General features: G+C 44.9%; 14 protein-coding genes. 5 read left to right on the forward strand and 9 right to left on the reverse strand.

The window, feature by feature from the left end; genetic code table 11:
* Positions 1-52: 52 nt before the first annotated feature.
* The 3 genes from IGK85_RS12790 to IGK85_RS12800 form a co-directional block, all read right to left on the reverse strand.
* Entirely contained in the window at positions 53-1,519 is a 1,467-nt protein-coding gene (locus tag IGK85_RS12790) for a nicotinate phosphoribosyltransferase (RefSeq protein ID WP_008380683.1), read from the reverse strand.
* Between the two features lie 244 nt (positions 1,520-1,763).
* Positions 1,764-2,120 carry a DUF1827 family protein gene (locus IGK85_RS12795; RefSeq protein WP_008380681.1) on the reverse strand — a complete coding sequence of 119 codons (357 nt, stop codon included), beginning with the start codon at positions 2,118-2,120 and terminating at the stop codon, positions 1,764-1,766.
* Complete coding sequence (locus IGK85_RS12800) at positions 2,107-2,988, reverse strand: HAD-IIB family hydrolase (RefSeq protein ID WP_005234118.1); 882 nt, start codon at positions 2,986-2,988, stop codon at positions 2,107-2,109. Before IGK85_RS12800 ends, IGK85_RS12795 begins: the two co-directional genes overlap by 14 nt.
* 114 nt (positions 2,989-3,102) lie before the next feature.
* Between IGK85_RS12800 and IGK85_RS12805 the strand changes: the two genes are divergently transcribed.
* A complete protein-coding gene (locus tag IGK85_RS12805; RefSeq protein WP_008380678.1) occupies positions 3,103-3,876 on the forward strand; it encodes a MerR family transcriptional regulator in 774 nt (257 codons plus the stop codon).
* A 60-nt stretch (positions 3,877-3,936) separates the two neighbouring features.
* Here the strand turns inward: IGK85_RS12805 and IGK85_RS12810 are convergent, their stop codons facing one another.
* Together IGK85_RS12810 and IGK85_RS12815 are read right to left on the reverse strand one after the other, a co-directional pair.
* Positions 3,937-4,854: a LacI family DNA-binding transcriptional regulator gene (locus IGK85_RS12810; RefSeq protein WP_008380675.1), complete on the reverse strand. Its 918-nt coding sequence runs from the start codon at positions 4,852-4,854 to the stop codon at positions 3,937-3,939.
* 13 nt (positions 4,855-4,867) lie between these two features.
* Positions 4,868-5,131 carry a hypothetical protein gene (locus IGK85_RS12815; protein WP_005228502.1) on the reverse strand — a complete coding sequence of 88 codons (264 nt, stop codon included), beginning with the start codon at positions 5,129-5,131 and terminating at the stop codon, positions 4,868-4,870.
* Between the two features lie 194 nt (positions 5,132-5,325).
* On the opposite strand from IGK85_RS12815, the gene IGK85_RS12820 reads away from it, so the two are divergent.
* The 3 genes from IGK85_RS12820 to IGK85_RS12830 all read left to right on the forward strand — a co-directional run bounded on the left by IGK85_RS12820 (position 5,326) and on the right by IGK85_RS12830 (position 7,449).
* Positions 5,326-5,574 (forward strand): helix-turn-helix domain-containing protein, encoded by a 249-nt coding sequence (locus IGK85_RS12820; RefSeq protein ID WP_008380673.1) that lies wholly within the window; start codon positions 5,326-5,328, stop codon positions 5,572-5,574.
* A gap of 176 nt (positions 5,575-5,750) precedes the next feature.
* Complete coding sequence (locus tag IGK85_RS12825; protein WP_005234114.1) at positions 5,751-6,686, forward strand: ABC transporter ATP-binding protein; 936 nt, start codon at positions 5,751-5,753, stop codon at positions 6,684-6,686.
* A complete protein-coding gene (locus tag IGK85_RS12830) occupies positions 6,679-7,449 on the forward strand; it encodes an ABC transporter permease (protein WP_005228499.1) in 771 nt (256 codons plus the stop codon). Before IGK85_RS12825 ends, IGK85_RS12830 begins: the two co-directional genes overlap by 8 nt.
* A 51-nt stretch (positions 7,450-7,500) precedes the next feature.
* Here the strand turns inward: IGK85_RS12830 and IGK85_RS12835 are convergent, their stop codons facing one another.
* Entirely contained in the window at positions 7,501-9,330 is a 1,830-nt protein-coding gene (locus tag IGK85_RS12835) for a glucose PTS transporter subunit IIA (RefSeq protein WP_008380669.1), read from the reverse strand.
* Positions 9,331-9,620: 290 nt separating this feature from the next.
* Between IGK85_RS12835 and IGK85_RS12840 the strand changes: the two genes are divergently transcribed.
* Positions 9,621-10,820 carry an enolase C-terminal domain-like protein gene (locus IGK85_RS12840; protein ID WP_005234111.1) on the forward strand — a complete coding sequence of 400 codons (1,200 nt, stop codon included), beginning with the start codon at positions 9,621-9,623 and terminating at the stop codon, positions 10,818-10,820.
* A 94-nt stretch (positions 10,821-10,914) separates the two neighbouring features.
* On the opposite strand, the gene IGK85_RS12845 is transcribed toward IGK85_RS12840, so the two are convergent.
* The 3 genes from IGK85_RS12845 to uxaC form a co-directional block, all read right to left on the reverse strand.
* Complete coding sequence (locus tag IGK85_RS12845; protein WP_008380666.1) at positions 10,915-11,622, reverse strand: GntR family transcriptional regulator; 708 nt, start codon at positions 11,620-11,622, stop codon at positions 10,915-10,917.
* Positions 11,619-11,945, reverse strand: a complete 327-nt coding sequence (locus IGK85_RS12850) for an MGMT family protein (protein WP_008380664.1) — start codon at positions 11,943-11,945, stop codon at positions 11,619-11,621. The genes IGK85_RS12845 and IGK85_RS12850 overlap by 4 nt, the downstream gene beginning before the upstream one ends.
* 139 nt (positions 11,946-12,084) lie before the next feature.
* Entirely contained in the window at positions 12,085-13,473 is a 1,389-nt protein-coding gene (gene uxaC, locus IGK85_RS12855; protein WP_008380663.1) for a glucuronate isomerase, read from the reverse strand.
* Positions 13,474-13,480: the final 7 nt, after the last annotated feature.

Genomic DNA, 13,480 nt, shown 5'->3' on the forward strand with positions numbered 1-13,480 from the left:
CCTCTTATTTTTTGAAGCAGCTGACTGATCCTAGGACCAGCGCAGTTGCGGATTATAAAATCGCGCCATTGGTTTGTTTGCGTACTTTTTCAATCGTGCGCATTTTATGATCCCAGCATTCTTGCGAGAGATCGACTGGGTATTTCTGTGGATTCAAATCACGTTTGTACTCATCCCAAAGGGAATCCAAGCAATTCGTCGCATAGGCTTTGACGTGTTCTAAGTCAGGTACTTGATACACTTGCTGGCCATCCACAAAGATATCTTGCAACAATGGTCGCGCATCAAAGTTCGTCACTGTTTTGTTGATAAAAGTGTGAACAGGATGGAACATGAACAGTTCGTCTGCTGCTTGCGGATTTTCTTCCCATAGCGTGACATAATCGCCTTCTGATTTGCCGTCCGATTTACGGGTGATCCGCCAGACTTGTTTTTTCCCAGGGGTCGAAACCTTTTCGGCATTGCTGGATAATTTGATGGTGTCGATCATTTCTCCCTGCTCATTTTCGATGGCAACCAGTTTATAAACCGCACCTAATGCCGGTTGATCGTAAGCGGTGATCAGCTTGGTGCCGACACCCCATACATCGATTTTCGCCTTTTGCATTTTCAAGCTTAGAATCGTATTTTCGTCTAGATCATTGGAAGCATAGACTTTGGCTTCCGTGAATCCCGCTTCATCCAACTGTTCACGGACTTTTTTCGAGATATAGGCCATATCGCCGCTATCGATCCGCACACCCAAGAAATTGATCCTATCCCCCATCTCTTTGGCCACACGAATCGCATTTGGCACACCTAAACGCAAGGTATCATAGGTATCGACTAAGAATACGCAATCTTTGTGGGTTTGGGCATACGCCATAAATGCATCATAGTCATTGCCATAGGATTGCACGAGGGAATGGGCGTGGGTTCCGCTGGCTGGGATGCCAAAAATCTTCCCTGCCCGCACATTACTCGTCGCATCCGCTCCGCCAATATAAGCCGCTCGGGTCCCCCAAATGGCTGCATCCAATTCTTGTGCCCGACGTGAACCAAATTCCAACAAGGGATCCGTGCCGATCACAGATTTGATGCGGGCAGCTTTCGTGGCGATCAAGGTTTGGAAATTGACCATATTCAGTAGCGCTGTTTCGATCAGCTGCGCTTGTGCTAACGGCCCTTCTACTTGAATGATCGGTTCATTATTGAAGACTAAATCGCCTTCTAACGCTGAACGAACGGTACAAGCAAACTTGAACTCCTTTAGATACTCTAAAAAAGCTTCTGGGTAGCCGCCGATTTCTCGCAAGTAGGCAATATCCGTTTCTGAAAAGGATAAATCGTTCAAATAATCGATCAAACGTTCCAGACCGGCAAAGATCGCATAGCCATTTTCAAAAGGCATGTCACGGAAATAGCATTCAAACACCGCATTACGATCGGCTCTGCCTAACTCCCAATAGGTTTGCATCATGTTGATTTGGTAGAGATCGGTGTGCAGCGTCAAGCTGTCATCTTTAAATAATTTCTGCATGTTCTTACTCCCTCTAGCTTACTTCTTCTCATTATAGCAAAAAAAACACAAAAGACAGAAAAACTTGTTTTTTCAAAAAAAAGTTAGGCTTTTGCCAGTACAAGGCAATCCATCTGAGAACAAATTGCTCCAAAGCATGGGTCAGCCTCCTACTTATTGCGCATTATTTGCGCGCTCGTATAAGGTCGCCCCTTTGTTCAACGTTTGATTGCTCTTGCAACGTGCATGTCCCAACTTCTTTCAACTAGTGTTCTTTCACAGGCAATTGAACAAGAATGACATCTTTTCTCGGTTTAGAAAAGGTGATGCCTCTTGCTTCCATTTCTTTACGAATATTGATATTGACGGTCACGTCTTTGCGATCGACCTTCAGCAAACGATGAATCGCTGTATCGACTTCTTCCCGACTGATTTTCTTTTTATTGTTGATCAATACTAAAGAAATCGTATCAAAACTATCCACATAGAGAATCTGCGTCCGATCAAGCGAATACAATTTATAGTATTTGATCGCTATTTTGTCGAATAGATACTTGGAGATGTTCGGGTAAAAAGTTTCCATATTTAGATTTTGGTTTACTGGGGTTTCAATCAACTTCATGCACAACATCCTCTCTCGAAACTAATTCTGTTAAAATAAAGCGGCCAACACCGCCGTCTTCCGCGCGCTCAATGGTTCGATCACAAACTGCTTTGATCGCTGGGCTGGCATTTGCTACAGCCAAAGAAACATCCACCGCTTCAAACATCGCAAGGTCATTTTCACCATCACCGATCCCGTAGCTTTTGGCAGCGGGAAAAGCTTCTAAAAAGCTACGGATCGCCGCACCTTTGGTCGCCAATGGATCAACGATTTCCAGTGTTTGGACAAAGGATTGAAAAATCGCTGCCGTTTCTGACTGGATCATCGCCCGCAGCCGTTCTCTTTTTTCGTCTGACGCTTCCATCAGTTCGATTTTGATGACCTTTATCTCTGGATGTTCCTTCATAAACTGCAACACGTCGTCTTTATGAAGGCATTCGTTGTAGAAGAACTCGTATTTGTAGTCAGCGATGATTTGCCCTCGCTCCCCTAACTCCGCGAGTAACTGCTTACGGCTTTCTTGAAATTGCGCTTCATACAAATGCGCTTGTGGGGAAATGATGCCATGGTCAGTATGTAAGAAATAAAAAACCGCTTCTGTCTCTAAGATACCAATCACTTGTGCCAATGTCTTATAGGGTAAGGTATGCGTCAAAACAGGCGCTTCTCCTTTTATCATCAGACCGGCGCCGTTTCCGAAAATCACATCGCAGGAAAGGCCTTCTTCCGCCATCATATCTTGAACAAGCTCAAATCCTCGCCCTGTGACAAACACAAAGTGATCCCCTTGGGCTTGCAAACAACGGATGGCTTCTTTATTGATCTCATGAATCGGGTGCCCCATTTCTTGAAACGTCCCATCAATATCAGAAAAAACTATTTGCATCTTATCTTCCTTTCTTTGTTATAATTATAGCACATTTTAAAAAACGCAAAAAAATTTTCTTGACTTTGTCGTTACGTCAACCTTTAGGATACAGGTGTAAGGAGGGAAAAGCCGATGGAATATACGATCAGTGCCTTAGCCAAACTGTCAGGAGTCAGCAGCCGTACCCTGCGGTATTATGATCAGATCAAGTTGTTACAACCGCAACGCACCAACTCAGCTGGTTACCGTATCTACGGGAGACAGGAAGTCGATCGCCTACAGCAGATTTTGTATTTTAAGTCTTTTGGGCTGTCATTAGAAACGATCCGCGGGATCTTGGATGAGCCGCAAGCATCGATCCAAACGGTCTTGTTGCAGCATTACCAACAGCTTTTACAAGAGCGAGCAGCCCTGGACAGTCTTTTGACCACCTTAGCGCAAACAATTGATTATTATGAAGGAGAAAAGACGATGACCGATCAAGAGAAATTCAGTTATTTTAAGGAACAAAAAATTCGTGAAAACGAAGCAAACTACGGTGCCGAGTTACGAGAAACCTACGGTGAGGAGATCATCGAAAAAAGCAACCAAAAGTGGCAGCAGATGACCCAAGTCGATTATCAAGCACTGACCGACAACGAAAACCGCTTATTGCAGCTGTTAAAAGAGCTATTGACTGAAAAGGAAGGGAAACGAATCCCTTCTGACAAAGCCCAAATGGCTTTTGCTGCACATCAAGCATGGCTCAAACAAGCAGCACCCTTTTACTCAGCAAAATATCACCGATCTTTAGGGGAAATGTACGTTCAAGACGAGCGTTTTACCGCCTATTACGATCAAAAAGCGGGCGTCGGCAGCGCCCAGCTGTTGAAACAGATCATTGACCATTACACCGAATCCCATTAAAAAAAAGATGCGCAAGCACTGCCCGTTCAGGGGCTTTGTTTGCGCATCGTTTCGTCTATGCTATCGTTTGATGAACTCATAGGGCATGCGATAGTTGCCGCTTTTTTCCATTATCGCCAATTGGACGGCAGTCTCCCCGCAAGCTTGCAAGTGATGATCGATCGTTGAAAGCTGCAGCAGCTCGCTGATGTATAAATTGTCCCGTCCAATCACAAGCCATTCTCCCGGCGCCTGCGACTGGATCCCAGCAGCAACATGATCCCCATTGGTGAAAATCGCTTCGACCCCTTTATCTGCAAAATAAGCAGCTGCTTCTTTGCCATCTTCTTCCGTCAAACAATCCCAAAAGATCAAGTCTTCGGAAAAAGTCGAAAAATAGTCATGAGCCAAACGGACCGTGATTTTTGAATTGCTGCTGAGCTTGCGGCTGCGTCCCAATGTCACGCCAATTTTCTGGATACCTTGTTCCTTAAAATACGTAAAGACTTCTTTGATCGATTCCTCTCGATCAATATAGGTGCAACCGTCAGTCAAATACGAGATATTCTCACAAAAGACGATGCGACCGTAAGAACGATAAGGCAATAAGGTTTCGATCGGATTCGCCCGCGAGGCAATGATCAAGGCATCAAAGCTTTTCGCCGCAAATTCTTGCAAATACGCTTCCTCTACTTGCGGATCATAGTTCGTGGCTAAAAGCGTCACCTTATAGCCCCGAGCAAACGCTGCTGTTGTGATGCCGCTCAATAATCGATCAAAATAGGGATGATTGACAAACGGCAGGATCACACCGATATTTTTGGTTTTACCAACACTCAACGCTCGTGCCGTGTAATTTGGAATATAGTTGACCTCTTTCATGACAGCCAGAATCTTGCGACGCTTTTCTTCACTGACATACGGATTGTTGTTAATGACTCGTGAAACTGTGGAGACCGAATAACCGGTCAAGCGTGCAATATCCCGAATGTTTGCCATGACTCACTGCTCCTTAAACGAATAATTGTTCTTTCATATAGTCTATCACACTTAACCCACATGTATAAAATTCATAGTAATCATTGTGATGAATAAATCCGATCCGCTGAGACCCGAAGTGTTCATCACACGTCAAGTGACTGATCTCATCCACAGGAATTTCTACTAATCGTTCTTGAAAGAACCCTTTTGGCTTCGTCAATACCAGTTGTTGTCCATCAAAAGCCAACGTTACATAACAACATTCCGCACCATTTTTCTTCATGTATGTATTCATTTTTTCATCCCGCCTTCCTTTTTATAAATCAAGCATACTGTATGAAACGCGTCTCAGAGCAAGTCATTTGTTTCGCTTTTTAACAAAAACCGTTCGACCTTCATGTGAATTACTTCGCATATTTTGCTTTTGTTGGTACAATAAAAAGAGAACAGTGCGAAGGGAAGCGCAATTTTTTTAAGGAGGACCGCAAAGTGACATTAGAAGAAGCTTTTTTATTAGACACCTTGCGTTGCCGCTTCAAGTTTTTAAGAGAAGAACGCGGATTGAGCCCAAAAGAAGTATGCCAGCATCTCGATGTGTCTTACCCCGATTACACCTTATACGAAGCAGGCGATTGCTTACCCGATGTATTGACGCTGCTACACGCAGCTTCCCTTTATAATGTTTCTGTCGATTACTTATTAGGACAGACAGAACGACCAGAACGGTATTTATGCTAACAATCGACTTTATCGAAAAAACGATCAAATGGTCGTTTTTTCTTTTGCCTCTTTCCCACTTTTCATCGATTAGCAACAATTGTTATCTAATCAAATGAAAAAAATCAAATCATGCGGTTCTTCTTGAAAAAAAATGATAGAATAAACCATCATACATAGAAGGAGTTCAAACAAACATGACCTATGCACTAGAACTAACCGATTTACGCAAAGTCTATGCCACCGGCGTTGAAGCGTTGCGGGGCATAAATTTGACGGTGGAAGAAGGCGACTTTTATGCCTTGTTAGGCCCTAACGGCGCTGGAAAGTCCACCACCATCGGCATTATCACCTCTCTTGTCAATAAATCTTCCGGAAGCGTCAAAGTCTTCGGCTACGATTTAGACAAAGAATTGGTCCAAGTCAAACAACAGATTGGTTTGGTTCCCCAAGAATTCAATTTCAATCCCTTTGAAACGGTCCAGCAGATCGTGGTCAATCAAGCTGGGTATTATGGTGTCCCCCGCAACGAAGCCATCAAGCGCAGCGAAAAATACTTGAAGCAGTCGAATTTGTGGGAAAAACGCAATGTTCGTGCGCGGATGCTGTCAGGCGGGATGAAACGCCGTTTGATGATCGCTCGTGCCCTGATGCATGAACCACGGCTATTGATTTTGGATGAACCGACGGCAGGTGTCGATATCGAATTGCGTCGGGAAATGTGGAGCTTTTTGCGGGAGCTGAACCAAAATGGCACAACGATCATTTTGACGACCCATTATTTAGAAGAGGCGGAAATGCTTTGCCGCAACATCGGGATCATTCAATCTGGTGAACTGATCGAAAACACCAGCATGAAATCCTTGTTGGCAAAACTGCAATTTGAAACCTTTCTTTTTGATATCGCACCGATCAAACAAGCACCAACGATCACTGGATATCCGATCCAAATGGAAGATGAACAGACCATCGCCGTTGAAGTCGCTCGAGACCAAGGCGTCAACGATCTTTTTGCTCAATTCAGCCAGCAAGGGATCAATGTCCTCTCCATGCGCAACAAATCCAATCGCTTGGAAGAACTATTTTTGAAAATCACCGAAGAAGCACACGAAGCGGAGGAAAACCATGTTTAGTCTTTATTTTACAGCCTTAAAAAGTTTAGCGGTCAAAGAGACCAACCGCTATTTAAGGATTTGGGTGCAGACCCTCGTCCCACCCGTCATCACTACTTCCTTATACTTCATTATCTTTGGGAAAATGATTGGCAGCCGCATCGGCGAAATGGGCGGCTTTTCTTATATGGAATTTATCGTTCCTGGGCTGATCATGATGTCGACGATCACCAGCTCTTACTCCAATGTGTCTTCTTCCTTCTTTTCACAGAAGTTTCAAAAAAACATTGAGGAACTCTTAGTGGCGCCGGTTCCTACTCACGTCATCATTTGGGGCTTTGTCTTTGGCGGACTTGGCCGTAGTATCTTGGTGGGCACATTGGTGACCATCATTTCCCTTTTCTTCGTGCCATTACATGTGTATTCTTGGGTCATCGTTGTCTTAACCCTAGTCATGACCGCCATCTTATTTTCATTAGCAGGGTTGCTAAATGGGATCTTCGCCCAATCCTTTGACGATGTTTCCATCGTGCCAACCTTTGTTTTACAACCATTGACCTATCTTGGAGGCGTCTTTTACTCCATCAGCATGCTGCCGCCGATTTGGCAAACGATCTCCAAAGTCAACCCGATCGTGTATATGATCTCTGGTTTCCGCTACGGCTTTTTAGGCACCATCGATGTCCCAATTTTCCTATCCATCGGTATTTTGGTCTTGTTCATTGTTGTCTTATACAGCGTATGCTGGTACTTGATCCAAAAAGGCCGTGGGCTGCGTAGTTAATTGCAATAAAAAAAAGATGAACTTCATTAATGAAGCTCATCTTTTTTTTTATTAGGCATTCAAAACGACTTTTTCCAGCAATGCACCGGCTTGGTGTCTGCCTTCTAAATCAGTACTTCCAGAAAATTGCTGCACGCGATCCATGTTGGTGATCAAAACGATCACCATGGTTTCTTTGCCTTGCTGCTTGATATAAGGTAGATCCATTTGTGCCAGTTTGGTTTGCGGAGTGACTTGCTCCCCAGCTTTGACAAAGACATCAAAGCCTTGTCCGCCAAGTGAGACTGTATCGATCCCCATATGCACAAGAACTTCAACGCCGTTTTGGGTTTTGATCCCGACGGCATGTTTTGAAGGGAACACAGTGGTGACTTCGCCACTGACCGGTGCAAAGATTTGCCCATCTTGTGACTCGATGGCATAGCCTTCTCCCATCATTTTCGTTGAAAAAACTTCATCTGGTACATCTTCTAATGGGACATATTCTCCATGGGTCACGGCATGCAGATCCACTTCGTTGGTGTAACGATCGCCTTCGGCTGCTTGATTTGGTACCAAGAACCAGCTCATTGCAAAGGATAAGCCGATTGCCAAGATGATCCCTAAAACAGCATAGATAAAGTATTCCCCAATATAGGCTGGCAAACTAAAGATACTTGAAAGAATATATCCATAAATCCGAACACCGAAGAAACTGATGAAGGCAGACGCCACAGAACTACCAACTGTTGCTGCGATAAAGGCTTTTTTATACTTCGACAAAATCCCGAATAACGCAGGTTCTGTGATCCCTAATAAGCCAGAAACCGCCGAAGATAGAATGATCGATTTTTCTTCTTTGGTTTTGACTTTGAAATAAATAGCTGCTGTTGCGCCGGTGATTGCCATATTTGCCATAAACATCATTGGCATCAACATGTCATACCCTTGATTGGCGAAGTTTTGCAAAGCGATCGGGGTCATGGCATGATGCAATCCCGTGAAGATTGCAATTGGTCGAATCGCCCCTACCACAATTCCTGCTAAGACAGGCGAGATAGTGAATAAACCAGCCACGCCAGCAGCCAGTAAGTTTCCTAGATGGATACTGATTGGGCCAATGACCGTTAATGTCAAGATACCAGCGACAAACAACGAAATCGTCGGTGTAAACACGGTACGCAGCACTTGTGGTAAGAGTTTATCGACCCAACGGTAAATATAACTGAGCGCCAGCACGGCAAAGATAATGGGAATCACTGTTCCTGCATAGTTAAAGACGGGTACTGGCAGTATGCCGAACAAGCGAAAGGCGGAAATACTTCCTTCGGCTACCGCATTGGTCATCGTTGGAAATTGCAGCGTTGCCGCGATTGCGATCGCTAAATATTGATTGGTTTTAAAAATCCGAGCGGCTGAGGCAGCAACAAAAAATGGCAAGAATGTAAATACGCCGCTCGCGATCATGTCGATCACTAAATAGGTGTCTGTTTGATTAGAGATGACATTCAAAGCCACCAATCCAGCCATTAATCCTTTGATCATTCCTGCGCCAGCGATAGCTGGAACGATCGGACCAAAAACGCCAGAAACGGTATCCATAAATAAGGAAACGGCCCCTTTTTTCTCTGATGTTCCCCCTTGGTTCGCTTCATCAAGACCTAATTCTTTGGCTAAAGGTGCATAATAATCAGCAACATCCGTTCCTATCACTACTTGCAGCTGATTGCTTTGATATTTTGTTCCTACGACTTTGGGTGTTTTTTCTAACGCCGCATAGTCGACTTTCTTCTCATCCTTTAAATCAAAACGCAAGCGAGTCATACAGTGCCATGCATTGTTGATATTTTCTGATCCGCCAACATCTTTAATAATCTGTTTTACGATGTCTTCTTTGGTCATCTTTTTTTCCCCCTGTTGTTTGCTAACGGTCCTGATCCTTTTGACGGGCGCCCTTTCAGGTGTTTCCGTTTTCACACACATAGTAGCATGCTCACACATACTTGTAAAACCAGTCCTTTTTTGATAAAAACAGAATAAAAACGCTATATATCAACGTTTTATTATAAAAAAGTAAAAAATTGGACTGGTTTTATGGTGTATATCTAGTTTTTATTAGACCAAATTGACAGCGGTTGCCAAGCATGTTTCAATGGCTATAGCAACTAGAGACAAAAATTGGAGTGAATGAAATGACACCAACGATCATCACCGACGTCAAAGCCTTTGCGATCAAACCTGATCGCCATAACCTTGTTGTCGTTAAAGTAGAAACGAACAAAGGCGTATCTGGGTTAGGCTGCGCAACCTTCCAGTTTCGCCCACTAGCCGTAAAAACCGTCGTTGACGAGTATTTACGCCCCCTCTTACTTGGCCGCGATGCCAATCAAATCGAAGATCTTTGGCAAGTGATGAATGTCAATTCTTACTGGCGGAATGGTCCAATCACCAACAATGCCATCTCAGGAGTTGACATGGCTTTGTGGGACATCAAGGGACAATTAGCCGATATGCCATTGTATCAACTGTTAGGTGGAAAAGCGCGTACGGCGATTCCCGCCTATACTCATGCCGTGGCAGATAATCTAGAAGATCTTTATCAAGAAATCGATCGCTTCTTGGCTGAGGGGTATCGCTATATCCGTTGTCAATTAGGCTTTTATGGTGGAAATCCTAGCCAACTGCAAACACCCGATCAGCCCATCGCTGGTTCCTATTTTGATCAAACAGACTACATGGACACAACACTGAAAATGTTTGCTGCGATCCAAGAACGATACGGCAATCAATTTCAAATGCTGCATGACGTGCATGAACGGCTGCATCCAAACCAAGCGATTCAATTTGCAAAAGCCGCTGAACCTTTTAATCTCTTTTTCCTAGAAGATATTTTGCCGCCGGATCAAAACAAGTGGTTGCAGCAACTCCGCAGCCAGTCGGCGACCCCGATCGCGACCGGCGAATTGTTCAATAATCCGATGGAATGGCAAGAGCTAGTCAAAAATCAACAGATTGACTTTATGCGTGCCCATGTCTCACAAATCGGTGGGATCACGCCAGCATTGAAATTGGCTCACTTCTGCGATGCGATGGGCATTCGGATCGCTTGGCACACGCCGTCTGATATCAGCCCTGTCGGCTTAGCCGTCAACACCCATCTAAATATCCATCTGCACAATGCCGCGATCCAAGAAACGATTGCGATCCCAGCAAATACCCAGTCGGTCTTTGGTGGCAGTCCGCAACCTGAAAACGGCTATTTTTATCCGATCGAGAAAAGTGGGATCGGAATCACGTTCGATGAAGCAGCAGCTGCGGAATTTCCCGTGGTTTACCGTCCTCATGAATGGACCCAGAGCCGTACACCAGACGGCACATTGATCACTCCTTAAACACAACAAAAGACATCCCCTGTCCAACCGACGGGGGATGTCTTTTGTTCTTTCTGGATAAAAAAGACGCAACTGGCAAATTTGCTTTTCCAAATCAATCGATGCGTGAGCGATGGATCTCACGGTCAAAGGGACGGATGTAGGTCACGGCATAATCAATGGCAACGATATTACTGAACTCATACACGCGGCCGTCTTCTAAAATCGCCCGATTGCTGATCTGCATTGCCGGCGTCCCCCGCTTGCACAATAAAATGCCCGACTGCGCAGTCGATGTGGTGATGGGGGTATAGCTGGTGATGTAGTGGGAAATGCGGTATCCGCAGATTTCGACATAGCGTTGGATCGAGTGCTCCACGATTTCTTGTGTCAATTCAGGAAATAGGCTGACGGGCAATTTAGAGGTTTCCAGCTGTTCGATTTTATAATTGACGATCCGCACTCGTTCAAAGGTCCAGACTTCCTCGTCTGGGCCTATTTGGAAAATCTGCTGTTCATCCAACGTTGCTGCCGCCTTATTCAAGGAAATCATTTTGGAATGGATGCGGTCATAAGGGGTGCGGGTCAAGGAATTAAAGATCATTGGGTTTTTGACCCATTTTTCATGGATAAAAATCCCTGAACCTTGTACTACTTTGACGATCCCGATCTCTTCAAGGTTTTTGATTGCTTGCTGGATCGTAAACCGCGAAACGCCATAGGTTTGCGCAAGGGTTCTTTGGTTGGGTAATTTGCCGGCAGAAAATTCTTCCTGATAGATTTTACTCAACAGATCTTGCACGATAAATTCACGTTTTTTCATAATGGCTCCTTCATTTGAGCGGGAGCGATCTCGCTCATGGACCAACTGCAAGCCTTCATATCGATACGACCACTGGCTTTGAAGACCACCCCTTCATCGACGAGTGCTGCTTTTCGCACATTGGCGGTGGGACCAACTAAGACGCCATCTGCCCGCACGACTCGATGGGCAGGGACATCCTGAGGGCTCAAGCGCATCGCTCGACCGACTGCTCGCGCGCCGTTGATTTGTCCCAATTTCCACGCAATCTGACTATAGGAGACGACTTTACCAAAAGGGATCTGCCGCGCCAGCGCATAGACTTCTTCATAGAATGGATTCATACTACTCGCTCCTTCTTTGATTCTTTCTATCATAGTACTGGATTCCCTGCCAATAGTAAATGAACAGACGCAACTTTAGCAATAGCCATCCAAACACTCGATTCCTTCTCTAGCAAGCCAAGAACGAATCGAGTAGTCATTAGTTTGGAAAATCAAAGTAGGTTTTCGCATTGTGATAAGAGATATCTGCGACGATCTGCCCTAAATACATTTCATCTGCTGGTAGTTGTCCGTCTTCTACCCATTCACTGATCACCTGACACAAAATCCGCCGGAAATACTCGTGGCGTGGATAAGACAAAAAGCTGCGAGAATCCGTCAGCATGCCGACGAAGTTTCCAAGAATCCCGCCTTCTGCTAGGGTCGTCAACTGATATCGCATACCAGAATACGTATCATTGAACCACCAAGCAGAGCCTAATTGCAGCTTGCCTTTGCTCTCTTCTTGGAACGCCCCCATCAGCGCAGTCAACACTGGATAATCTTTGGGGTTCAGTGAATACAAAATCGTCTTCGGCAATAAGCTTTCCGCCTGAAGCTGCGCCAATGTCCGACTCAAGCCGCTCGCTAGACGATCGTCCCCCATCGCATCACCGCCGCTATCAGGTCCTAGTTGTTGGAAAAGTTTTTGACTGTTGTTGCGAGTCGCCATCAGATGCAATTGCGCGGTCCAGCCTTGCTTCGCGTATTGGCGCATCAAGTCAATCAGCAAGCCGGTTTGAAACTGTCTGATTTCTTCATTAGTCAGTGTCCCAGTGGTCAAACGCTTCTGAAAAATCGCTTCAAGTGCAGCGGTATCGTAGGCTTCCTCTCCAAGACGTGATAGACTGTGATCTGCTAAACGACAGCCCCGTTGCTGGAAGTAAAAAATACGTACGGCCAATGCTTCAACCAGCGTTTGATAGCTAGTGATTTCTTTGTTCGCAGCTGCAGCCAATTGCTTAAGGTATGCTGGAAATTCTGGATTCTGCAGATTGATTGCTTTGTCAGGACGAAAGGTAGGATACACGGCAAAGGATTCTTCTGCCAACTTTTGATGATATGTCAACGAATCAATGGGATCATCCGTCGTACAGATTACCTCAACGGCCATCTTTTTGATCAGTTCTCGTGGTGAAAATTCCTTCGTCTGCAGCTGTTGATTGACTTTTTCCCAAATGCTTGCTGCATTGGCTAGTGTCAACCGCTCATCAATACCAAAGATTCGCTTCAATTCCAAATTGGTCCAGACATATAATGGATTGCCAATGCAAGCCTCCAAGGTCTGCGCCCAAGCACAGAATTTTTCGTAGTCATCAGCATCGCCAGTGATCAAAGATTCTGCAACACCATTGGCACGCATCAAGCGCCATTTGTAATGGTCCCCCGCCAGCCACGCTTGGGTGAGATTGGTGAAGTTTTGGTTTTCGAAAATCTCTTTCGGCTCTAAATGGCAATGGTAATCAATGATCGGCTGCTTTTTTGCATACTCATGGTACAACTGTTTGGCAAAGCTGTTTTTCAAAATAAAATCGTCAGTTAAAAACATTTCTTCG

It is taken from the genome of Enterococcus sp. AZ015 (assembly GCF_050499225.1).
In the GTDB taxonomy this organism is placed as follows: Bacteria; Bacillota; Bacilli; order Lactobacillales; family Enterococcaceae; genus Enterococcus_D; species Enterococcus_D entomosocium.